General features: G+C 43.8%; 19 protein-coding genes. 4 read left to right on the top strand and 15 right to left on the bottom strand.

The features are described from left to right. Positions 1–178 precede the first annotated feature (178 nt). From JGK11_RS09985 to JGK11_RS09965, 5 genes are all read right to left on the bottom strand, one after another. Positions 179–1057, bottom strand: coding sequence for an inositol monophosphatase family protein (locus JGK11_RS09985; RefSeq protein WP_293211431.1), 879 nt, complete (start codon positions 1055–1057; stop codon positions 179–181). Between the two features lie 282 nt (positions 1058–1339). Then, the gene (locus JGK11_RS09980) at positions 1340–1897 is read right to left on the bottom strand and encodes a prepilin-type N-terminal cleavage/methylation domain-containing protein (protein WP_293211429.1); all 558 of its coding nucleotides are present in this window, start codon (positions 1895–1897) and stop codon (positions 1340–1342) included. 207 nt (positions 1898–2104) lie between these two features. After that, positions 2105–5029, bottom strand: a complete 2925-nt coding sequence (locus JGK11_RS09975; RefSeq protein ID WP_293211428.1) for a pentapeptide repeat-containing protein — start codon at positions 5027–5029, stop codon at positions 2105–2107. Positions 5030–5125: 96 nt separating this feature from the next. Then, positions 5126–6040 (bottom strand): DUF1822 family protein, encoded by a 915-nt coding sequence (locus JGK11_RS09970; protein ID WP_293204660.1) that lies wholly within the window; start codon positions 6038–6040, stop codon positions 5126–5128. A gap of 26 nt (positions 6041–6066) precedes the next feature. Next, the gene (locus JGK11_RS09965) at positions 6067–6693 is read right to left on the bottom strand and encodes a hypothetical protein (RefSeq protein WP_293186742.1); all 627 of its coding nucleotides are present in this window, start codon (positions 6691–6693) and stop codon (positions 6067–6069) included. A gap of 351 nt (positions 6694–7044) precedes the next feature. On the opposite strand from JGK11_RS09965, the gene JGK11_RS09960 reads away from it, so the two are divergent. Then, entirely contained in the window at positions 7045–10701 is a 3657-nt protein-coding gene (locus JGK11_RS09960) for a DUF4114 domain-containing protein (RefSeq protein WP_293211427.1), read from the top strand. Between the two features lie 235 nt (positions 10702–10936). On the opposite strand, the gene JGK11_RS09955 is transcribed toward JGK11_RS09960, so the two are convergent. Beyond that, on the bottom strand, positions 10937–11068 hold the full coding sequence (locus JGK11_RS09955; protein ID WP_293182031.1) for a hypothetical protein: 132 nt from the start codon (positions 11066–11068) through the stop codon (positions 10937–10939). 136 nt (positions 11069–11204) lie between these two features. Between JGK11_RS09955 and JGK11_RS09950 the strand changes: the two genes are divergently transcribed. After that, positions 11205–11780 carry a Uma2 family endonuclease gene (locus tag JGK11_RS09950; RefSeq protein WP_293182033.1) on the top strand — a complete coding sequence of 192 codons (576 nt, stop codon included), beginning with the start codon at positions 11205–11207 and terminating at the stop codon, positions 11778–11780. A 5-nt stretch (positions 11781–11785) separates the two neighbouring features. Here JGK11_RS09950 and JGK11_RS09945 read toward each other — a convergent pair whose 3' ends face one another. Next, a complete protein-coding gene (locus JGK11_RS09945) occupies positions 11786–13072 on the bottom strand; it encodes a folylpolyglutamate synthase/dihydrofolate synthase family protein (protein WP_293211426.1) in 1287 nt (428 codons plus the stop codon). Between the two features lie 158 nt (positions 13073–13230). Here JGK11_RS09945 and JGK11_RS09940 point away from each other — a divergent pair, with 158 nt between their 5' ends. Then, positions 13231–14250, top strand: coding sequence for a DNA cytosine methyltransferase (locus tag JGK11_RS09940; RefSeq protein WP_293191524.1), 1020 nt, complete (start codon positions 13231–13233; stop codon positions 14248–14250). Positions 14251–14259: 9 nt separating this feature from the next. Here the strand turns inward: JGK11_RS09940 and JGK11_RS09935 are convergent, their stop codons facing one another. The 6 genes from JGK11_RS09935 to JGK11_RS09910 form a co-directional block, all read right to left on the bottom strand. Further along, positions 14260–14805, bottom strand: a complete 546-nt coding sequence (locus JGK11_RS09935; protein ID WP_293182039.1) for a hypothetical protein — start codon at positions 14803–14805, stop codon at positions 14260–14262. Continuing rightward, complete coding sequence (locus JGK11_RS09930) at positions 14802–15299, bottom strand: DUF4365 domain-containing protein (protein ID WP_293182041.1); 498 nt, start codon at positions 15297–15299, stop codon at positions 14802–14804. Before JGK11_RS09930 ends, JGK11_RS09935 begins: the two co-directional genes overlap by 4 nt. 164 nt (positions 15300–15463) lie before the next feature. After that, a complete protein-coding gene (locus JGK11_RS09925; RefSeq protein ID WP_293191526.1) occupies positions 15464–15622 on the bottom strand; it encodes a hypothetical protein in 159 nt (52 codons plus the stop codon). Continuing rightward, the gene (locus JGK11_RS09920) at positions 15619–17442 is read right to left on the bottom strand and encodes an adenylate/guanylate cyclase domain-containing protein (protein WP_293211424.1); all 1824 of its coding nucleotides are present in this window, start codon (positions 17440–17442) and stop codon (positions 15619–15621) included. Before JGK11_RS09920 ends, JGK11_RS09925 begins: the two co-directional genes overlap by 4 nt. Positions 17443–17445: 3 nt before the next feature. Next, positions 17446–18291: a FecR domain-containing protein gene (locus tag JGK11_RS09915; RefSeq protein WP_293182047.1), complete on the bottom strand. Its 846-nt coding sequence runs from the start codon at positions 18289–18291 to the stop codon at positions 17446–17448. Positions 18292–18970: 679 nt separating this feature from the next. Then, complete coding sequence (locus JGK11_RS09910; protein WP_293198396.1) at positions 18971–20236, bottom strand: Zn-dependent hydrolase; 1266 nt, start codon at positions 20234–20236, stop codon at positions 18971–18973. 446 nt (positions 20237–20682) lie between these two features. On the opposite strand from JGK11_RS09910, the gene JGK11_RS09905 reads away from it, so the two are divergent. Next, entirely contained in the window at positions 20683–21087 is a 405-nt protein-coding gene (locus JGK11_RS09905) for a gamma-glutamylcyclotransferase (protein ID WP_293182053.1), read from the top strand. A 204-nt stretch (positions 21088–21291) separates the two neighbouring features. On the opposite strand, the gene puuE is transcribed toward JGK11_RS09905, so the two are convergent. Together puuE and JGK11_RS09895 are read right to left on the bottom strand one after the other, a co-directional pair. Beyond that, entirely contained in the window at positions 21292–22215 is a 924-nt protein-coding gene (gene puuE / locus JGK11_RS09900; protein ID WP_293182055.1) for an allantoinase PuuE, read from the bottom strand. A 415-nt stretch (positions 22216–22630) separates the two neighbouring features. After that, complete coding sequence (locus JGK11_RS09895) at positions 22631–23338, bottom strand: GntR family transcriptional regulator (RefSeq protein ID WP_293182057.1); 708 nt, start codon at positions 23336–23338, stop codon at positions 22631–22633. Between the last annotated feature and the right edge of the window lie 76 nt (positions 23339–23414).

The following is a 23414-nucleotide window of genomic DNA, read 5'->3' as shown; positions in this document are numbered from 1 at the left end:
TGCATACACCACAAATATTTTTGAAACATAAGTGCTATTGTACTGAGGATTTAAACGTGGTAATTAATACATAAGTTAGGTAAGTAAAGTTATGTGCAATGAAAAAACAGGTTCGTAGTGAGGACTTCAGTCCGCACCCATTCCGAGGACTCGCATTCCTCACTACAAACCAACCTGATTACCGCAAACCCGAATCAATCTCAGCCAAAATCCCCTCAGCATCCCTGCACAAAGCATCGTGACAGCAACCGTTACTCGCCAACAACCCCCCCCACTGACTGACATCTCCCCGGTTATATTGCAAAGCAGAACCATCAAAACGAGTAAATCGCCCGCCCGCCTCCGTCAAAATCAATTCCGGCGCCGCCAAATCCCAATCCTTCGGCGCCGACTTCCCCGAAAGAGCAATATAAACATCAGCTTTTTGTTCGACAATCGTCGCAATCTTGCAGCCGATGCTACCCACAGCCAGTTGATTTTGGCAGGGAAATTTGTGCAATAGTCGATTTAGCCGATCGTCCCTGTGACTGCGACTGGTTACTATAGATAAATCTGCCACTATATTTCGCGCAGAAACCTGCAATTTCACCGCACAACCCCCGCGACTTTCCCCAAAAGCACCAGCATCGCGGATGGCATAATAAATCTTTTGCTTGGACGGCCAAGCCACAACCGCTAATATCGGTTTTCCCTCAAAAGCTAAAGCAATATGAACCGCAAATTCACCAGTCTTGTCAATAAAATCGCGCGTTCCATCCAAAGGGTCAATAATCCAAACCCAAGATTGAGATAAAGGAACTTTGCCACAACTTTCTAAATAAGATTTGTAAGTTTCTTCGCTCAGGTAGCCAAATTCTGCATTCCCTAAAACCGACTGCAATTCATCGAGAATGTAAGAATTGACAGCGACATCAGCGGCGGTAACTGGGCCGTCTTTTTGTTCTTGAATGTCCAGGTTGGGAGTATTAGCATCAGGGCGATAATAGGATTGTAAAATATCTGCGGCACCCCAAGCGGCGGCCTGGGCAATTTCGCTTAATTGTTCGAGATTTTTCATGTTTGATTGATTAAAGTAGGGTGCCTCAGATTAGAACTCTTGCTCTCGTCAAATTTACCCCCCGCAAGTCCCCCCTCCCGGAGGGGGAAACAAGAATAATCTTACCCCCTCCCCTTACCAAGGGGAGGGTTGGGGTGGGGTGCTTTGTATTTTTGCAAGAGATCTATTGCATCTACTTGATGATAATCGAAAAAACCCCGACTGACGCAACCTACGACTTAGTCTCAACTCCAGTTATATTTGGGTACTAGCTAACAAAAACTACATTTACTAAATCTAGCACTATTTTATGAAACTAGGATAAGGACAATAAATCTCAGGAGTGGCTATAAATTGTGTCACCATCTGTACTTGTTTAAGCACCGGAGAAGCCAAACTCAAATCAACAGCAACCGGGCCGCACGGAACTAAGATATTATTATCGTGGGCGTAGATAATTCCAAAATAAGATCGCACACCTAAATTTTTAGACACAGCTACTTGAGCTGCAATTGGATAGCCATTGTAAGTCGCAACTTTGATACCATACAAATAATTCTTGCTTTCTCGCACAGAAAAGCCAAAACCTTTCAAAATAGCAGCAGCAGAAGTTGCTGTTGGATCTTGGGAAAATGAAAGCGATCCGAAAGAGTTGGTAAATCCCGTTGCTTCGTAATATTGCGCCGTTTGGTGTTTGTTCAAATAGCTAATATATTGTGTGGCTTCACTTTCTTTAGCTTTACCGATTAACCTGAAGAAGGTAGGGAGGGCGATCGCAGATAAAATCCCAATAATAAAAATGACAACCAGCAACTCAATTAAAGTGAAGCCCTGGGAAGCGTTGGTACATCCTGCACCCATGCATAGCTTGTACCGCAGGGAATCGCACTTCTGGTAACTGATATACAATCCGGTATTTAAGTATATTCTTTGCCTTTGTAGAAGTGACTTGCCCTCGCCTGCAAAACGGAGTTTTAAAAGCGATGTGTGGATATGTTGCACAAAATTGCAGACAAATGCCGACATAATTAACACCTCAAACAAAAACTAAATTTACTCAATATACCGCTAACAATTCCCTTGAAAATCTCCCCATTTCTTGGGATACTCAGATTGATTCTGGCAAATAGCAGGCAACCAACTAGCACCGGGAAATTGCTTATCCCATTTTTGTTTCAACTTTTCTCGCGCCGATCGCACAGAAACATACAAAGAATCGCCACCAGCAAAAGCTTTCAGAAAATGCCTCAAAAACTCCTGGGCGATCGCATCTAGCACAGGTTCCCGCATCACGATAATTTGAGGGATATCTAAATCAGCTAACTGTTTCCCCAATCCCAAGCCATCGCAAGAATTAAAAATTGCTATCTCCAAACCACGTTCAATGGCTATTTTCAAGGAAATTCTGAGTTCTTCGACAGTTAACTTATCTGTTTTATTAATATAAATTGCCCCACTGCTGCCATCTACTTCGCTGTAACTGTGACCGGAAAAACAGAGAATGTCCCAGCCTATTTTATCTCTGAGACATTCCTCACATTCCTCGCGAGTTGGTTTGAGCAAAAACATGATTTCTGTGTCTGACAAATTCTCTAACACCTGTTTGTCTTCATCGATATTAATTCCTGTATCGTCACCCAAAATTGCTAAGATTCTCACTTTACTTCTTGGTAGGACGAATTTCTTTACCCTATTAGATACTGTGCGACTTAAAGCGACTTCTGCTTGTTGGCAATAAACTTCAAAAAACTTCCACCGATGCCAGGGAAGTTTTCGCAGGAAGGCATCTTCAGTTTGCACAATCACCCGCACCTCATCATCAAAGTTTAAATTGTCGTGCAATTTTTGCTCGATCGGGTTAAATGGTGCTGAATTCAGCCAATTATTTACTTCCGCTTCCACATCCTCAGCTAACGTTGTTAGCTTCTTTATAGAAAAGTTAGTGACTTGACCTTCTTTGCCTTTGATCCGGCTGTTCTGGTTTTTAATGTTATACATTTCTTCCCACTGTTGATAGCGTTTTAAAATTTTTGCTTGTGGTGGCAAATTGCCTTCTATTTGGATTGGCAAACGGTGTCCGTCACAGTAAATATCAGCGCTGACGGCAAAGCCTTGGTTCAAGTCACCACGATCTAAGTTTAAGACAACTACCTGTTCTGAAAGTGGTTTTACTATCTTCTCTACTACTGATAGCAAGTATCTTTGCTGTTCTGGGAACTCTTGAATTATTGGATTTTTTACTCTTGCTAATTCTAGCATTTTTTGGTAGAAACCATTGAAATCAGTCTCAATCTTCTCTTTGTCTGTGTCAGGAGGTACGCTAACCTTGATGACAACAACGCCATTGCCTTTATTTTCAATACTCTGAATTTTTAGTTCTGTACCTTTGAGATCGTCCTGAACTTTTTGGAAAGATTGGTAGAAGGCTTTCCAATCAACACCGTTACGGAAAATTAAGTCAACTGTATTGACTACCTCTTGAAAAAAACTGGTAAATTCTCCGATCTCAAATTGAGATTTTTCACTGTGGGGACGGCGTTCGCGATCGTCAGTGCCAGGTTTCGGTTCTTCTAGCAAGTAAACCCACCGACAATCTACCCATTCTAGTTTCGTAGTGCTGTCAATATTCCAGGTTCCTAAACCGCAAGCACCAGTCATTCTCGCATTACTGAAATCAGTGCCGATCGCCTGAACTTGACTAAAAATTGCATACTCTAAATTAGCAGCTTCTAAAGTCGCTTGACTGAGGTCTGCTGTTTGAAGTTTGGCGTAGCCGAGGTCTACACCTATCAAGTTTGCTCCTTTCAAATCCATGCCTTGATATGATTTATTATAGCCGTTGCCGGTCACTAGCAAATCTCGAACTGCGGGATCAATTAATATTGTCTCGCCGACTCTTGCCCACTCAATTCTTGAGCTTTTGTGCCACATTGTACGATAAATATTAGCACATCTAAAATCAGTGTTTTTGAGAAGAGCGTAACTAAAATTAATATTGGCTAAATTAGCACCCCGAAAGCTGGTACCGCCTGCCGCTGCAATCGCATTAGCTAATTGGTGAATTACGGCATATTTATCATCTTCAGCTAAAACTCTGTTGCCAATATAAGTTCCCAATGAGACCAAAGCTACAGCTAAAATTACCGCTATAATGATAATCGCAATAACTATAGGTGGATTGGAAGAATTTGCGACACATTGGTCTAGAAAATCATAACATTTATTGTTCGTGTTGTCAGCTAATCTAGTATTAATTAACACAGATGCTTTTAAATACCGGGTTGAATTATTGATAATAATTCCGGTGGCGATCGCACTTATTGCCAGAGCTTCAAATACAGCTAAAACTGCCACTATTCTGCCCAATACAACCTCAGCCAAAGCCACAGCTAAAGGCAAAGTTACAACTGCGATCGTAGTCGCAGCCACAGCCCCGATCAAACTTACAATTAAAAACGGAATATCGTTGGTATTCGGTTCACCAGCCAACGCCCCAGTTAAGCTCCCAGGTCTAAAACCTCTCAGCCAAGCCAGTATCGGGTGTTTATCGTTCGAGATCGCACTTAAAACAGCAATGCAAGGTACAAAGATTGCAGCCGCCATAGCTAAAGACCCCAAAGCTTTTTGTATTCCTTGGCGAATCGTGAGAGCCAAAAGAACAGTATTCAGTAATAAGATGATTGCTGTTACAATCAAACTGGAGTACCCAATATTTTTGGCAAATAGAGATCTGAATGTCTGACTGATAGCAGTTACAGCAGCCGTTCCTGACATTGCTGATATCAGTGCTACAATTATGAATATTTTGATTTGCGATCGCACTATTAATCCGCAGCGAGCGTGACTGAAGTTAGCACCATCGAGAGTTGCTCCGCTAAAATCTGCACCTCGGATATCTGCATAAGAGAAATCAGTATTAGTCAGATCTTGACCTTTGAAAGAACGACCTTGGAGATTTTGACCGCGCAAGTTTTGAAAGGTTAATGATGACATAAAATCCAAGTGAAATTTTCAATAGGTTAGCAGTCAATACTTGAGTTGTTGCTTTCGTTCCCAGGTGCTAGCTGGGAATGACAAATGCGTGGCAGATTACCAATGAAAATGTTTCGTCACGCTAGCTTCTCCGAGTGCCACAGTAACGCCAAATAATTCTCTTAATTCAGAACTAAATTCCAACTGAATAAAGTTGTCATCATCTCTGGATGTTGCCTCAAGAACTACCTCTTCTGACTCATCCATCACTATCAATTTTAACCCTTCTGGCAAACAAGTTTGATTTCCCATCGGATACACTTGCACTTGGATATCCACTTCGGAACCTGGTTCTGGTGCCAGCATGACTGCAAGTGTTACAGACTGTTGTGCTAGCTGCATTCCCAAATCAATTTTATAACCCCTCTCGATAGGTAATGCGTTCGTACTTCTAAAATGCCACTCCAGTTGTTCGGGATTTAATAGCTCATCAATTACTTGCCATCCCGCATCAAAAACATCCTCAAACCAGTTCATTAAATTAACTGGTTTCAGTTGTTGAATTCGATTCATGTAGGCAAGAAAATATTCTAGGGATTGCAGTTGAGTGAGCGGTACTTCTCTCATTGCAGAAGTTTTAGTAAATCCTAGTAGCGTTGCTTCTTTCAAAGATTGATTTAATTGTACAGCAACGTAACCGATGCGATTTTCCCAAGCATCGGAGGGAATGTTACAAGTTTGGGAATCGGGCAATACGGGACGACATTCAATTTTGCCAACGCCGACGATATCTAAATCGGCGACATCTACAAATTTGAGCATGAGTGAATCGCGACTTTCGCTATGAGCCAAGTTAGTTTCAAATCCCATGCAGCGTAGGTAAGAATCTACTGCATACACTGCTAGGGTATTGAGATAAACTTGTTTGAATTTTGTCGGCAGGGATTTTTGAGCGCACTGTTGAGCGATGTCATGGGCTTCAAAGGATAGCGGTACGGTGAAAGTTATTGGTTCGATCATTTTACTCATCATTAGTTTCTGTGGTTGTCGCTTAATTGCTACTGTAATTTATTACGAAAATCATCACCAAATCTCCGCAGGTTTCGATTAAAAAAACTGTCGATACCTGAAATAGAAACTCCAAACCTTTGAGACATACTATCCAATGTTTCACCATCCAATTTAGCTAAAGCTATAACTTGCCAAGAAATATCCGGGCGACATCTAAGTGACACTCTTCTAAAATGGCCATCTGGATCTTCTTCGATCAATTCACGCAGCATTGTAGCCTCTTCGGACAATGGTGATTGTGGTGACTGGTAATTATCTAGGTCGTTTAAGGAAGGTAGTTCGCGTGTTCTATTTTTTTCTTTCATATATCGCTTAACAGCATCTTTGAATCTCAACTTCAATATGTGATTGACCGGGGCCATCAGTGGTCTTTCTGGATCGTATTTGTCAATTTTTAGACAAATATACTCAATTGTTTTTAGAAGTGCTTCGTTATAAAGGTCTTCGTAAATATTAGGAGACCATGACCTTTTTTGGGGATAAGCAAGCTTGCCCGATAGCCAAATTGCGTTTCTCAGTTTGGTTAATGCTTTCTGTCGCTCAAGGCTAAGGGCTGGGTGCTGTTGAGCTTCGACGGCTAGCTGTTTGAGTTGTAAATCAATTTCGTCCTCCATCTCAATCTCCTCACTCCTCTGGGGATTCTTGTGCAGTCTTGGGGCATTTCTATGTTGTTTTTCGGTAGAGTCTCAATTTTTTACGCATTTGTGGGGAGATTGTTACAAAACTTTACGTTTGAGGGGGTTTGGGAAAAAAGTTTTGAGATTTGCGTAAAAAGTTTGAGGTGGTTTCGTAATTAGGGTTGAGGGGGCGATCGCACTTTCGTGTGAAAAAGCAGTTTTGAGATTTGCGTAAAAACTTGGGGCTGCTTCCGTAATTAGAGTAGAGAAGCCAATTCAACGTTTGGGCGATCGTTTGATTTCATTATATCAATTTTCATTTAATCCAAGATTAGGAGTATAATCTCAATGACAACTATCAATCAAGGTCAAACTAATGTTCTGCTGAAAGATGTTCTAATCGCCGACACTTTGCCGGGAAGTGCTGCCAACAATTCTATCCTCAACCCTTTAAGCAACAGCAACAAGCAAAATATCGGCGAAGGTTCCTTGATGCTTGACAGCAACAATAAAATAGCGATCGAACCCGATAAACCATTAGTTACGACTAATTTACTGAAATCAAAAGATGCTGCTTCCGAGTCAATCAGCAACAAATCCGATGATTCATTAATTGTTCCAAATCCTCTCAATAGCAGCTTAAGCAGGTCAGTTAGTGGCAATACGAGTCGCGGCGACGCCCTATCCGGTTCCCAGTCAGCCATAGATGCCAAGGATACCCTGACTGGAAGCAGCAAAGATGCACCGTTAATTGCCATCAAAGCTGACAGTCTGACAACAACTGACTCTTTGACTAACAATCAGAGTGCCAAGGAAATATCCCCTGATAAAAAAATCGATGCGTTAGCAGAAAAAGAAAATAAATCGGAAACACTGGCCACTAACAGTAACCTGATTTCACAAGCAAAAGAATCCATAATTCAAGCAGCAACTACTGATAAAGTGACGGCGGAGAAACCAGTCGCTATTGTCGATGAAGCGGGCAAAGATAGCAACAAACAAAACTCGACAACTACTACTCAAACTGTTGAGACTTCAAAATCACCAGCCACAATTCAAGCAGCGACTACTACTGATAAATTGACGGCGGAGAAACCAGTCGCTACTATCGATGAAGTTGGCAAAGATAGCAACAAACAAAACTCGACAACAACTACTCAAACTGTTGAGACTTCAAAATCACCAGCCATAATTCAAGCAGCGACTACTGATAAAGTGACGGCGGATAAATCAGTCGCTACTATCGATGAAGCTGGCAAAGATAGCAACAAACAAAACTCGACAACTACTAGCGGAGACAAGGACAAAAAAGTTGCGGATAACAGTCAAGCTGTTGCAGTTGAAACCCCTAAAGAACTCAGCAAAACTACTCCTAAATCTGAGATTGTCGCCGATAATTCGTTTACATCTGGGAAATTTGTTGTTGACTCTAGCGGCCAAGTTGGTATCGATTTCTTGTTTGACGGCGGACTGTATAAGGGTCAATTAGCTATCGTCAGTCTAAAAGGGATGGAGAAGTTTGTACCTGGTTCAGCAGAATTTATCAAGGAAGTGGCTTCAAGGGCATTAAGCAATTCTGTAAAAGGTCATGTAGTCATTAATGATTTGAGCGAAGGTGCAAAATTTACGGGTAATTTACCTGAAGGGAATTATAACGAAGGAACTTATTTGGGAGTCAAGAGTTTTGCAATGACTTCGGGGGATGAGTTTGGCGTTATGTTGGTGCCAAATGGAACTGTGCAAGAGGTTCTGAATAATCCTGTTATTGGAGGGGATAAACGTCCTTTATTTTCAATGGTGACGGCGAATCCTGCTGAGGGATTTCATGTCGGGCAAATTGCTGATGTGACTGGTAGTGGCAAGACTTTTGCAATGGAGGATATGCGGGTTGATTTAGGGAGCGATCGCGATTACAATGATGTGATATTTCAGGTGCGGGGTGCGACGGGTACTGCGGTGAATTTGGATTCTGTGATTAATCCTGAAAAAGATTGGCGTAAAGCTGATATTGGTAAGGCTTTGATTGCTTATGCTAAACCCTATGTTGAACCGAAGGTAGAGCCTGCTAAAGAGGATGAAAAACCTGCCAAAAATACTGATTCTGGTTCGGTTTTAGATGTTCCGATTTCAGATAACGCAAGTGTTTCAAAAGAGAAAGTAATTTCTCCAACTAATACTGAGTCTCTCTCGAAAACGGAGGTTGTTACTTCAGATACAACTGTAACGCCAGCAGTGAAGACTGAAGATGACGAACCTGCGATCGCCAATTCGATCGCTACTCCTACCAAGGATCTGCCGGTTTCAGACAAGGCTGTCGTGTCTGAGGTGAAGACTGAAGATTCGATCGATACTCCTACCAAGGATTTGCCGGTTTCAGACAAGGCTGTCGTGTCTGAGGTGAAGACTGAAGATTCGATCGATACTTCTACCAAGGATTTGCCGGTTTCAGACAAGGCTGTCGTGTCGAGGGTGAAGACTGAAGATTCGATCGCTACTCCTACCAAGGATCTGCCGGTTTCAGACAAGGCTGTCGTGTCGAGGGTGAAGACTGAAGATTCGATCGATACTTCTACCAAGGATTTGCCGGTTTCAGACAAGGCTGTCGTGTCTGAGGTGAAGGCTGAAGATTCGATCGATACTTCTACCAAGGATTTGCCGGTTTCAGACAAGGCTGTCGTGTCTGAGGTGAAGGCTGAAGATGAGAAATTGGCGATCGTACTGACTTCCACTCCGAATGAGTCTGTCAAAACCGATTCGGTGACTTCATCTCCAACAGTCATCGATCCGTTGACAATAAAAGAAGAAAAAGAGGCGATCGCAACCCCTATTTCTACTACCACAAAAGATGCACCGGCTTCAGATAAAACTGTAACGAAATCAGTTGAAATCGAATCTCAAGCAATTGCACCTCAACCTGCGCCTAAAAACATTTCAACCGTTGAGACAGAAACCAAGATAAATCAACCACAACCTGCTGTTACTCTCAGCCCTAAAACCGATGAACAACCAGCAATTTCTACTCAAGCATCTGGTAAAACTTTTCAGCCGATAGTCCACGAAAGCAAGCCAAATATTTATCCTCAAGAACTTTCGACTGTCAATCAATCAATTGCGACAGATAGCAAGCCAGTAACGGCAATACCAGAATTAGCTAAACCAGCAATTTCTACCAACAGCCAGCCAGCAATTTCTATTCAAGAAGTTGCTCCAATAACTCAACCTGTCGCACCCAATGCAACCAGCATAATAGCCACAAATAGTCAAGAAAAAACCAATACAGAACCCACAAATTATCCACAAGATATCGGCTCGAATCCAGTCACAACGACTACCTCATTCCCTTTTTTAAAAGCATCTCAACCCTTAGTCGGTATTATTAGTAGCGGATTTAATGCCAATAATTTCGACATAGACTACAGCCGCATTACTCTCGGAAAAGACCGCATTGCTAATGATGATAATCCCTTAATTCAATCCGGTGAAGGCAGCGAACAAGGAACTCATGTTTTAGGCTTAATTGCCGCCACTCAAAATAATAGCAAAGGCATCGACGGCATTAACAATGAAGCACCGATTTGGTTAGGTAGGGCTAGTGGCAATAACAGTTGGGCAGAATCCTTAATTGAATTTGTCGATAACGCCAAAAAATCCGATCGACTCAATGCAGTTGTTAACATTAGTTTTGAACTAACTCAAGTTGATGTTAGCGGCAAAATAGTTTCTCGCTACGAACTGACAGAAGCCGAAGAAAATGCCCTAGAATACGCTCGCAAAAATCACATCGTTGTTGTCGTTCCTGCTGGCAATAATCCCCAAGAAATATCAGCTTTAGGCAAAGCATCCCTTCAGTTTGACAATATCATCAGCGTCGGTGCATCATCGGGTGGTCAAGTGACAGATTATTCGGGAAATGGCAAAGGTTTAGATATTTTAACAGAAGGAGGAACGCTGAACAATCCCGTGCGATCGCCCTGGATGCTTCTCCAAGCTATCGAAAGGGCGTGAAGCGCAGGTATCCCGAGCGTGAATCGCCCTTATTGAGGTGAAAAGTGCGATGTGCATCAATGCCCAAGAAACCGGGTTTTTCATAATCTGAGGGCTGTGGCGAAATATTGTCGTCAAAAACCCGGTTTCTGGCTTCTCCCTGAATTTCTTACTTCCGCAGCACCGAAGTGATAATCACTGTAATAGTGGCACTAGCAATTAAAGTGAAAGCAAGTTGTACTACCCACTGAGTTGCTTACTGGTAGTTAGAAAAGCGATCGTTAAATTTCTCGGAATCCCTCGATAGCTTATCTACATCTGTCGATAGCTTGTCCAGTTTCTCAATTACATCTACCAAGGTTGGTTCCTTTTTGGATGTAGTGGTCATTTGGTTTATTTTAATTCGATAATTATATTGTAATATATTATATTGTGTGTTTTGTCGCCTTTTAAATTATTCATTTGTTGTAAATTCTGAGTTATGTTAGAATTAAGATTCAACTGAATAATGGGAGAAAACTTTTATGACAGCGATGACAGTCAAAGATTTAAACCAAGTTCAGACCCTTTTTTCCGAAGCGGGTTTAGATTACACAATTGAACTAGAAGACGGGAAAATTTCAGTTATGGGCCCATCAGACATTGTATCCAGTGAAATCAGTAGCCGTCTCATCGCCTTTCTCTTCGCTTGGATAAATCCACGCCGCTTGGGGAGAGTGTTTGACTCCGCAGGCGGTTTCATCATGCCGAATACCAACGTCAAAGCGCCAGATGTTTCGTTTGTGCGCGCGGCCCGCTTGCGCCAAAGTCCGCGTTATTTTGGTGAACTTGTCCCGGATTTGGTGGTTGAGATCAAATCTCAGAGCGATCGCATTAAGGCTATAGAAACTAAGGTTTTGAAGTTTATAGAGCTGGGTGCGGTTGTCGGCATCCTGATCGATCCTGATGAGGAAACAGTGGCAATTTATCGATCGACTGGTGAACCGACTATTTTAGCAAATGGCGATATTTTAACAGTACCAGAGCTTTTTCCCGGTTGGGAATTGCCCGTTTCGGAATTATGGCCTCCCATTTTTACAGAGGAAGAAACACAATCCTGATGCGTTTAAGTTTGAGATTGTTGTTGCAGAAAATAGCCGACTAGATAAAGTGAACCGCACAGGATTGTGAGGTTTTCGTCGGTAACAGCCGCATCTAAAGCTGTTGTTAAGTCGGGAAAAGCTTGAGTGAGAGTTAATTCAGGGCAGATATTTTCAGCAATGGCGGCTAATTCTGTGGGGGATGCTGAGTTTTGATCGGGTACGGGAACGAGATAAAGCCGATCGCCCTTTTTGAGTAATGCTTGTAAAATATCATCGCAGTCTTTCGTCGCCAGAATGCCGATTACCCAGTTAATCGGCGACGGGGAAGTGGTAAGATTGTCTACATATTCGCGCAGGGCGATCGCAGCAGCAGGGTTGTGCGCGCCGTCAATCAGGATGTTGCGGTTGTTCCAAGTTGTCTGCTGAAGTCTTCCCGGCCATTGGGTTTGGGCGATTCCGTTGGCGATCGCACTTTGGGAGATTTGCCATCCTAGGTTTTGCAGGGTGTGGAGAGTTGCAAGTGCGATCGCCGAATTCATTAATTGAACTTGTCCCAGCAATGGCAATTTATATCTTATTGTAACCGCAGATAAACTCGAATTAACGCCGATTTCTGGACTTGGATGATATTCTACAAATCCGTCTCCTAAATCTAGCGCAGGTTTTACCCAAACTGCCGGACAATCCAATTCTTGAATGCGTTTTTCTACTACTAATCTAGCAGATTCCGGCAATTCTCCGACAACTACCGGACACTTTGATTTAATAATTCCCGCTTTTTCCCCAGCAATATCAGCGACAGTCGGGCCGAGGATTTGCCAGTGTTCGAGACTGATAGAAGTAATCGCACTCACAAGCGGAGTTTCGCAAACATTAGTCGCATCCAATCTACCGCCCAATCCGGTTTCTATGACAGCAATATCTGCTTTTTGTTCGGCGAAATACAGCCAAGCTGCGGCGGTGATGATTTCAAATTGAGTCGGAGTTTCCGTATTACCTTCAGCAGCGCGGACAACTTTTTCTAAACAGTCTTGCAATGCTATTGGAGAAATTGGTTTTTGGTTGATACAAATTCTTTCTGTCCAATCGATTAAGTGCGGCGATGTGTAGCGCCCGACTCGATAACCTGCCGCCGTGAGTACCGATGAGAGATAAGCGCAAACAGAACCTTTGCCATTTGTACCGGCAACGTGGATAATGGGTACTTGTTTGTGGGGGTTGTCGAGTTTTTCGAGGAGTTGGTGAATTCTTTCGAGGCCGAGGTGGACGCCGAAGTGTTGGTATGATTGAAGGATGGAGTTTGCATTCATTGAGGATTATAAATTCTGTTTGTTTGTGAATTATATTTTTTTCTTTAACCGCAGAGGGCGCAGAGGGCGCAGAGTGAGAGAAGCAAGAGACAGATATCTCATCAAAGAAAGTTTTATTATTAATTTATTGTATTTATTGCGGGTAACAAAAGGTGGCTTTGAATATTATTTCTCTGTTTGCGGGTTGTGGTGGATTGGATTTAGGTTTTCGTCGGGCTGGGTTTAATCCGGTTTGGGCGAATGAATATGATAAGTCGATTTGGGATACCTATCAATTTAACCATTCTGAAACTATTTTAGATCGCAGAGATATCCGAAAAATTAATTCTGATGAAATTCCTGACTGTGTTGGGATTATTGGCGGGCCTCCTTGTCAAAGTTGGAGTGCGGCGGGCGCGAAACGGGGAATTGATGATTCTCGGGGTCAGCTTTTTTGGGAGTATATTAGAATTGTCCGAGACAAGCAGCCTTTGTTTTTTTTAGCTGAGAATGTTAGCGGCATCTTAGCGCCCAGAAATCAGGATGCTTTCACTTATATATTATCGCAGTTTGAGGAACTTGGGTATCGGGTTTCGTTCAAGTTGGTGAATGCTAAAAATTTTGGTGTTCCCCAAGATAGGCAAAGGGTGATTGTGATCGGTTATCGTCAGGATCTGGGTTTTGGTTTTGAGTTTCCCGCACCTGGAACCGAGGTTTTGACACTGCAAAATGCGATTTTTGACTTGCAGGCGATCGCCCCAATTCTAGTTAAGGGTAAATTAGATAATTATCACGATTCTGTCGCGAATCACGAATGTGCAGATTTAGGATTTTCCAGCATTTATATGTCGCGGAATCGAGTTAGAAGTTGGGGTGAACCTTCCTTTACAATTCAGGCCAGCGGCAGACACGCGCCTTTGCACCCTCAAGCTAGTAAAATGATTTTAGTTGGCAAAGATCAGCGCATTTTTGACCCGCATTCGCCTCAGCCTTACCGTCGGCTTTCTGTGCGAGAGTGTGCGCGAGTTCAGACTTTCCCGGATGACTTTATTTTCAAGTACAAATATATTGCTGACGGCTACAAAATGGTTGGGAATGCAGTACCTGTGAATTTGGCTAGGATGTTGGCGAAAAAGATTTATGCGGATATTTGTTCTGTAGGGGCGGTGCCAAGAGTTCCCGCGCTCTCACTCCTGTAACATTATCTGTTAATTTTGCCATAAATTATCTAGAGTAAAGTTGCGGGGATTTTTGAGAATGAAAGTTTGATTTTCTTTGATCAAATCTCCCGTACAGACGAAAGGCAAGCGTTCTTGATAAGCTTTGATAGCGAGGATATAATCTTTGTCTGCAAGTTCGGTTTTAATTTTCTGTAATTTGTCGCAAATCACGCCTAATAAGGTAATTTCGCCGCTTAAGTTGTCGGCGTTGGGCGTGTGAATTTGCATCACAACTCCCTGAATAGTTGTATTGGGAATCCCGGTAATTAAGTCTGCTAAAATTTCACTTTGCGATCGATTTTCTACGGATTCTAATATTTCGATTATCTCCCGGATTCGGGCAGCATAATCTCCGAGATTTTGTTGGTTGGGGAGTAATATTTCAAATTCCTCTCCGGCGACTGGTTTGTGCCAAAGTGTGGCATTTTCTAAGAAAGGTTTGTCTTCATTCCACCCGTGAATTTGCAGGTAATTTCTAACTTGATTTAGGTTGACTGTTTGGAGGGTTTCGCTATCTTGGAATGTGACTTTCATGGTTGAACTCCTTGGCTAATCCCCTCCATAATTGACTGAAGGGCGATGACTGTAAATTGATTAGTTCTCGGTATAGTGACTGTGACAGCGGTGGTGTTTTGTGTTTCTGGCATTCCCCGCAGAGATATCCAATATCCGCATTCCTTCATGCAGGTTTCTGTTTCTGACTGAGTTAACCAGTTTGCTATTGTTTCGGGGATTAAAACAACAACTAAAATTCGGGGTACGGCGAAGTCATCTATTCTCAAGTCATCGTAGTTTTTGAGTTTGAGAGGGTAGCGAATCGAGTTATTTTCTCGAACATCCCTTGATGTCGATTTTAACTGCAATTCTAAGCGCGGTGCTCGGATGCTACCTGTCCCTCCTTTGGCAGCAATTCCCCAGTCTACGCTATCGTCGTCTACAAATGGTTTGTAAAGAGAATAGCCTGCAACGCTGGCGATGGCTTGCAGGTAGGTGTTGCTAAATTGTTCTTTTTGTTGGTTGATATCCACGCTGGCTTGTATTTTTTATATGGTAACTCGAAGTCCTAGATATAATATCAATTTAGCTAAAAAACTCTGCTATTATATAAAGTTGCGGTGCGTGAATGCTGAGTTCTTATACTACCGCACAAATCTATTCGCTGTCACGCACCATACATCGCTTGAGAAGTAGATTATCGATCGCCCTTAGCAGCATACACAGCATACAGCCGATCGAGCTTTAGGAAGGTTTGCAGCAGCGCATTCGCCCCCTGAGTAAACTGTTCGGGCGAAGTATACTCATCTTCTGCATGGCTGATGCCGCCCCGAGAAGCCACGAAAATCATCTTCATTTTTTGCCAACAAGCGCACAAATAGTTGTTTCTTGTTTTCTGCCTCTTAATTGAATACTCTTAACGGGTTTTGCTTCGTAGCTATCGCTCACCAATTCCCAGGTTTCTCCTGTTATTAATACTCGATAAGGATTGTCTTCTTTAATATCTTTATTCATTGGTTCTAACCTGGCGGCAATATTCACAGTATCTCCTAAAACCGAAAAATTTAATCGATTCCCGCCGCCGACAGTTCCAGCAATAATCGACCCTGTATGAATGCCAACTCCGAATTCAATTTTTGGCTTTCCTTCCCTTTGAAACTTCTGATTTAATTCTTTCAATCGTTCTGACATATCCAAACAAGCGGCAATACAATTTTGAGCGTCCTGTTTGATTTCTTCAGGTTTAGTATGAGGAAAGGGAATGCCAAATATTGCCATAATTGCATCGCCAATATATTTATCGATCACGCCGCCGTGATTCATAATACACTCACTCATGGCATTTAAATATAGATTTAGCCAAGGCATCAATTCATCTGGAGATAGTTGCTCGGAAATGCTAGTAAACCCTCGAATATCCATAAATAAAACCGTAGCGACCATTTCTTGCGGTTGCAGTTCGCCATTTTTAAAGATTTCGTCTTTTCGCTGCCAAATTAATTCAGCAGTTTCTTTTGCCATGTATTTTTCAAATAGGCTCATTAATTGTTGTTTCTCTTGTTGTTCTCGCAGTTGCAGTCCAATTCCAGCTAAGACGATCGTACCAATCGGTGCAGCAATGGGCATTAGTAGAGAATTAAACGTAAATAATAAGAAAGAAACTGCATACCAGATTAGAGGGAAAAGGATAGCGATCGCAATTCGTCCCCTGGGCCCAGATTTCGATAATATTCCGCTAGTAATTGGCCCAATTAAAAGTAATATCAGCCAACTTGTCCAGCCAGGTAAAGGTTGCAGCAGTCGGTTATTTAGCAAGTTATCGATAACTGCGGCATGAAGGTAAATCCCACTGGTGGGTGAAATTTGATTTAAAGGAGTCCGCAAGGGATCTAAACCTGTTGCCGTCGTACCTACTAATACCAATTTGTCTTTAAAAGCATCTTTGGTAATTTTACCTTCCAGAACATCAGCAAACGAATAAGTCGGTATAAATTGCGTTTTCCCAGGCCAATTTATCCCTGCACTGTAAAATTCTAGACTGCCGTTATTAGGCGGTGATAAAAACTTTTCTAGCCCTCCAGATTGCGGTTGCTTGTCGGCGTTGTAAACTCGCAGCATGGCAATTCCCAATGAGGGAATATCTCGCAACCACAGCGTGGCTTGACGACCGATTCCATCTGTGTCTGACTTATGGAAAATATGACCTCGATCGGCGGCTGCGGCTTCTAAAGTTGGTACAATTGGTAGCGGTTTTCCTCGGTCATCCCAAGCCTTAGCTAACACTACATTACCTGTTGCACTCATAGCGTCTGCAAGTTGGTCATCTTGGGGACTGGATTCGGCAAAAATAATGTCGAAACCAACGACTGCGGGTTTAGCAGGGGAAAGGGCTTGTAATAATTGAGTGTAGCGATCGCGCGAAAACGGAAATCTCCCCAACTTTCTTAAACTTGCTTCGTCTATGGCAATGACCACCACTCGTTTATCCCAAATAGGTTTGGGTAAAATTCGACTTTCGCGAAGTTGAAACAGGCTGTTAGAACTCAGTTGTTCCAGCGGTTTCCAGCCACCCAAATGCAACGCGCCCAAGGAAATAAGAGCAGCAGCAACCCCCGGCAGTAAGGATTGGCTGCGGGTAAAAAAAACTCGCAAACGAGGGATTATTAATTGAGTCATTATCTATTTCTTAAGTAAACTAGCACCGAGTTCATAAGACACCTCATTTCCCACCGGACTGCGAACAACTAGCCAGTAGTCAGAGTTAGCTGGTCTCGGCACTATCTCGTCGATTTTACCTGTTCGATCCATCTTTAAGGGTTGGCCGTTTAAATACACTAAATTCAGCGGATCGACAGTACAAATGCATCGAACTTTGTCTTGACTGATGGCTGATAAACTGATCAATTCATAGTTCAGATTTTCTTTGAATGCCTGGGGTGGATTGGGAGGATTGCCGGGAAAAGTGACGGAAGCATAGCCCTTTTCTATCTTCACAGTTTGCCCTTGAGCGCTAGCGTCAACCTTCCCCTCAAATAAGGCAGTTGCGGCTTTTCCCTCTGGGCCAACACCCACGGCGAACTCAGTCCCCCTGACACCCACAACTCCCGCTGGGCTGTTAATTTCTAGGCGCGAATTGGCGTTAGTCAAGCGTCGGGCCGAAACTCTTGCCAATCCTGCGGGGACTGACAGCAAGGTAACTCTACCTCCATTGACAGCAACGGACAGACCTTTAACTTGGACGGTGCTTAATTCTGCTAGATTAATCGTAGCGATGCCAGTGTCTACCGCTAAAACCGCGCTAGAGTTTTTGCCTGTGGAGATTTGCTGGCCGGCTGTTGTCAGGCGATCGCCCACTTTTGCTGGTCTGCCTTGATATGTTACGCTTCCCCTAACTTGCCGTACTTCTACCCACCGACTCCCCGGCAGTTGAATCTCCCTAGCCAGCAAAGGCAAGGCGAAAGTGATTAAAATACTAGCAAATAGGATTGTCAACCATTTAGAAATACCAGACCGATTTAATTTCATCGTTGCTAAAAATTACTTGGCCAATACCCTTATCTAGATTACTATTTTTTTGCTAGCTGCTCTAGACAATTTTTAACGACTTCTTCAGACTTGCAATTGTTCCCTATTAGCAATTATAAATTAGCATCTTGTGTTAAGCTGTCGCACATTTAAATTGTATATTCAGGGCGGGCGAGACGCCCACCCCACTCATTGTCTGATTTTTTTGAGATGCAATTTAAATGCAGAACAGCTTACTACTGGTTTATGAATAAGCTGTCACGCATTTAAATTGGATGTTCAGGGCGAGTTCTTCTGGCCCACTCCACAAGAGGGGGATTATTTTTTGACATTCAATTTAAATGCAGAACAGCTTAGGATCGCAAATTAAATAATTTACACAAGTCTGTGGGATGGGCACCTCGCCCACCCTTTCTGGACGGGCGGGACGCCCATCCCACAAGAAGTATAAAACCTGTGGAAGTTATTTAATTTTCATTCCTTAGGACTTACCTATAGCAATCCTAAATCATTTGCATAATTCTTGTAGGAGCTCTTCCCCCCTCGTGAAGAACCCGATAGATAGGGTAGGCACGGGGGGTAAGAGCTCCTACAAATTTAAAGGAAATATCGAAACGGATAATATTGGCGTATTTTTTAGATTCTCAGCAGTCACTTATTCTCACGTTTTAATGATGCGTTACAACTCCATGAATCGATCGCCCTTAGCAGCATACAGCCGATCGAGCTTTAGGAAGGTTTGCAGCAGCGCATTCGCCCCCTGAGTACACTGTTCTGGCGAAGTATACTCATCTTCTGCATGGCTGATGCCGCCCCGAGAAGCCACGAAAATCATCCCCATATCGGTAAAGCGTCCGATTTCTTGGGCGTCGTGTCCGGCCCGGCTAATTAAATGCCTGTAACTAAACCCTAATTCTTGACAAACTTCTACAATTGCATTCTGAATCTTTGGTGCTGCTAGTGTTGGCTGTACGTGCAGCAATTGAGTTATTTCGATTTCGGTTTGGGTGGCAGAGGCTATTGCTTGAAACTCCAATTTCATTTTAGCTAACAACTGTTCCAAATTAGTTTCAGACAAATCGCGCAAGTCGATTTTAAACTCGACTTTTCCCGGCACAGTATTCGTAGCATTCGGCCACACAGTTAAGTAACCTACCGTTGCCACTTGTTCTCCTGGTGTTTCTACTGCCAGTTTGTTGACTGCTAGTACCATTTGGGAAGCCGCTACCAGCGCATCCTTTCTGGCGTGCATGGGCGTCGATCCAGCATGATTGGGGCTGCCCGTTACTCTCACTCCCAGGCGGTACTGTCCGACAATACCTTTGACTACTCCTATGCAGTCGCCCGTACTTTCCAAAACACCTCCTTGTTCGACGTGTAATTCCACAAATGCTGCTATTTCTTTGGGATGGCGTTTTGCTTCGGCAATTTTTGACCAATCTCCGCCAATTTGTGCTAAACAAGTTTGGATGGAAGTGCCATCGCTGCGACGGTAATATTCGGGGTTGTTGACTGTATTTCCCGCCATCGCTTTGCAGCCGATAACGGTGCTTTCTTCGTCGGTAAATACGATCGTCTCAATGGCGTGTTCCAAGCGCAGGCCGTTTTCGCGCAACACCCGCACGACTTCAATTCCTGCCAAAACTCCCAAAACTCCGTCGAAATGCCCCCCCGTAGGAACAGTATCAATGTGAGAACCGGTTGCTAGTGCGGCACCTTCGCGCAATCCGGGATATCTGCCAATTGTATTTCCGGCCGCGTCAATCCGAACAGTCATCCCTGCTTCTCGCATCCAAGACTCAACAAGTTTGCGCGCCAGCAAATCTTCTTTGGTAAAAGCTACCCGACTGACACCTCCTCCCGGCAGTTTGCCGATTTGGGCGAGTTGGGCAATGCTGCTGTTGAGGCGCGAACCGTTGACTGAAAGTGCTAGCCTAACTGTCATGTTACATTCTCCTATTCTGGGAAATTTAATGATGCGATCGCTCTTGTATTATTAATCATTTAACTGATTATTGTAGAATGTATCCCAGACAGGTTAAATCTGTAAAATAATGTAGTTTTGCCTACAACAGGCGATCGGCTGTAGCACTTAAACTGCTGCAATCAAAATACAGCACGCAGCATAAAGCGATCGCAGCGATTTAACTGTAGAAACAAGTACATTTTTATCGATCGGGTGATATGAGTCAATCCACCTAATTAAACGTAAAATACCGATCGCTAAAAATCTTGGCCTGTATGTCTTCTGTTTACCCGCTGGCGCAGCCTTTATAGCCTTTATAGCCTTTATAGCCTTTATAGCCTTCTTCCTTCTACCTCCTACCTTCTACCTCCTTCCTTCTTCGTTCTTCCTTCTTCCTTCTTCCTTCTTCCTTCTTCCTTCTACTTATGAGTCAAACACCAATTGTAAGCAAACGAGTATTCATTTGCGGTTCCGCCCTGCGGGGTCAGCCGGACAACAGCAACCTGGGAGAAGCAAAGTTCATCAGAGAAGCCAAAACTCGTCCGATTTACCGCTTGTACTCCGCAGAAAATGGCTGGCATCCTGCAATTTACGAAGTGGCTACCGGAGGCGTATCAATTCCGGGAGAAGTGTACGAATTAACTGTCGCAGACTTTGAACAGCTTGCAGCCGGAGAACCCCCACATATGTATCCATCCGATGTGATTTTGGAAGACGGGGAAGTATTAACCGCTTTCCTCTACCCTCGCGAGTTAGTAGAGAAATACCAATGGGAAGATATTTCCGATCGCGGTGGATGGGCCGCTTACAAAGCAATTTCGCACTACTGAGATCTTGCACCATTTGCAATCAGCCTTTTACGGGCGGGCGAGACGCCCACCCCACGGGCGAGACACCCCAGAATCAAACTCACCCTTTGTGGAACAGGCATCTTGCCTGTTCTTGACATGGGTGCAAGATGTCAGCAGTCAGGACTTCAGTCCTCCCAGGTTCGTAGTAAGGACTTCAGTCCTCCCAGGTTCGTAGTAAGGACTTCAGTCCTTCTTAGAAACCATCGGTTTTTGATATTCATGCCAATGTCGGGCAATATCAATGCGGCGACATATCCAAACCCTCTCATGCTGCTGTACATAATCCAAAAAACGCGCCAAAGCTGCCGCCCGCCCAGGCCTCCCCGTCAAGCGGCAGTGCAGCCCCACACTCATCATTTTGGGTGCAATCTCGCCCTCGGCGTAGAGTAAATCAAAAGCATCGCGTAGGTAAGCAAAAAACTGATCCCCAGAGTTAAACCCCTGACTCGTAGCAAACCGCATATCGTTATTGTCAAGGGTATAAGGAATTACCAAGTGAGGCCGATCGCACTCGTACACCCAGTAAGGCAAGTCATCCGCATAGCTGTCGGCATCGTAGAGAAAACCGCCTTCTTCCACTACTAGCTTGCGGGTGTGCGGGCTCGTGCGTCCCGTATACCAGCCGAGGGGACGGCTGCCGGTAACTTGCGTGTGAATGGCGATCGCCCTGTGCAAATGTTCCCGTTCCGCCTCTTCCCCAAAATACTTATAATCAATCCAGCGGTAGCCGTGGCTGGCAATTTCCCAATCAGCCTCCAACATCGCTGCAACGGCTTCGGGATGCCTTTCTAACGCCATCGCCACGCCGTAAACAGTCACCGGTATCTTCCGAGAAGTAAACATCCGGTGGAGGCGCCAAAAACCGGCCCGACTGCCGTATTCATAACAGGATTCCATATTCATGTGGCGCAGTCCCGATAGGGGTTCGGCGCCGACAATCTCTGACAGAAATGTTTCCGAAGAACCGTCGCCGTGCAGGATGCAGGTTTCTCCACCTTCTTCGTAATTGATCACAAATTGCAGTGCTATGCGCGATCGATCCGGCCATTGAGGATCGGGGGGATTTTGCCCGTAACCGATTAAGTCTCGCGGATAATTTACTGGCATATATAACAGTTGACAGTTGACAGTTGATAGTTGACAGTTGATATAGTAATCCGATCTGATTCTCACAAAACAACGCCCGCTTGTCTTCCTCGACTCCTTGTATAGTAAGATCTTCAGGTTTTTGAGATCTAGAAAATCAATTAGGATTGCTATAGTTTACAGTTGATAGTTGGCAGTGGACAGCTTGCCCGGTTGCTTAGAGAAGAGTTGACACTTGACTGTTGTCTGTTCATTGATTACGCATCGGTGCGTCGAAACCCGGTTTCTACGAGTTTTGCTCTTCGGGAACGAGAAATATAGTAAGAAACCGGGTTTGTGAGGGCGCAAGTGCGATCGCGAACTACAGTTGTTAGTTATCAGTTTTCAGTTTTTTTTGATTAACAACTGTCAACTGTCAACTGTCAACTGTCAACTGTCAACTGTCAACTGTCAACTGTTTCCCTTCTATCTCCTGAATTTCTTTAATTACCCGCGCTTTACTGGCAATTAAATGTTCTTGAATTGCTGCGGCTGCTGCGACGGGATTTTGTTCGATGACAGCTTGAAAAATGCGACGGTGTTCGCTGCGGATTTCCAATACTCCGGGATTGTATTCCATCGTGCGAAGCCGCACTAATATCATTTTGTCAAATACCTGATCTAATAAAGTTACTAACCAAGGATTGCCGGAACTTTGGGCTAGCAAGCGGTGAAATTGGCAGTCAGCGTAAAGCAATTGATAATTTGTCAATTCGCCCGATCGCAAATATGTCGTACTTTCTGCCTGCAACACAATCGCTTCCAATTGTTGAACTTGAGCCGGTGTCGCATTTTGGCAGGTCTCGGCTACCGATAGCTGTTCCAAAGCAATCCGACAATCATAAAGATCTGCTGCATCTGCGATCGACAGCGTAGCGACGCGCAATCCGTGATGCGGATCTGCCGTAACTAAATTTTCACGTTGCAGTTCGCACAAAGCCTCTCTCACCGGAGTCCGGCTGACGTTGAGCATATCTGCCAGTTGAGTTTCGATCAAGCGTTCTCCAGCCACTAATTCCCCCGACAGGATAGCAGTTCGGAGAGCTTGATAAGTCTGTTCGTGCAGAGATTGAGTGCGGCGAATCGCGCGAAATGAAAGACCCAAAGTCAGTTGTCCTTAAGTTTTAAATAGAGTTGGTTTGCTATTGTTAAAGATTGTTGATTCAGCCTCATATCTCAGG

Source organism: Microcoleus sp. PH2017_34_RAT_O_A, from assembly GCF_020737885.1.
GTDB lineage: Bacteria > Cyanobacteriota > Cyanobacteriia > Cyanobacteriales > Microcoleaceae > Microcoleus.
Note: the sequence above shows the minus strand (reverse complement) of the source record. Positions and strands in the feature narration are given on the sequence as shown.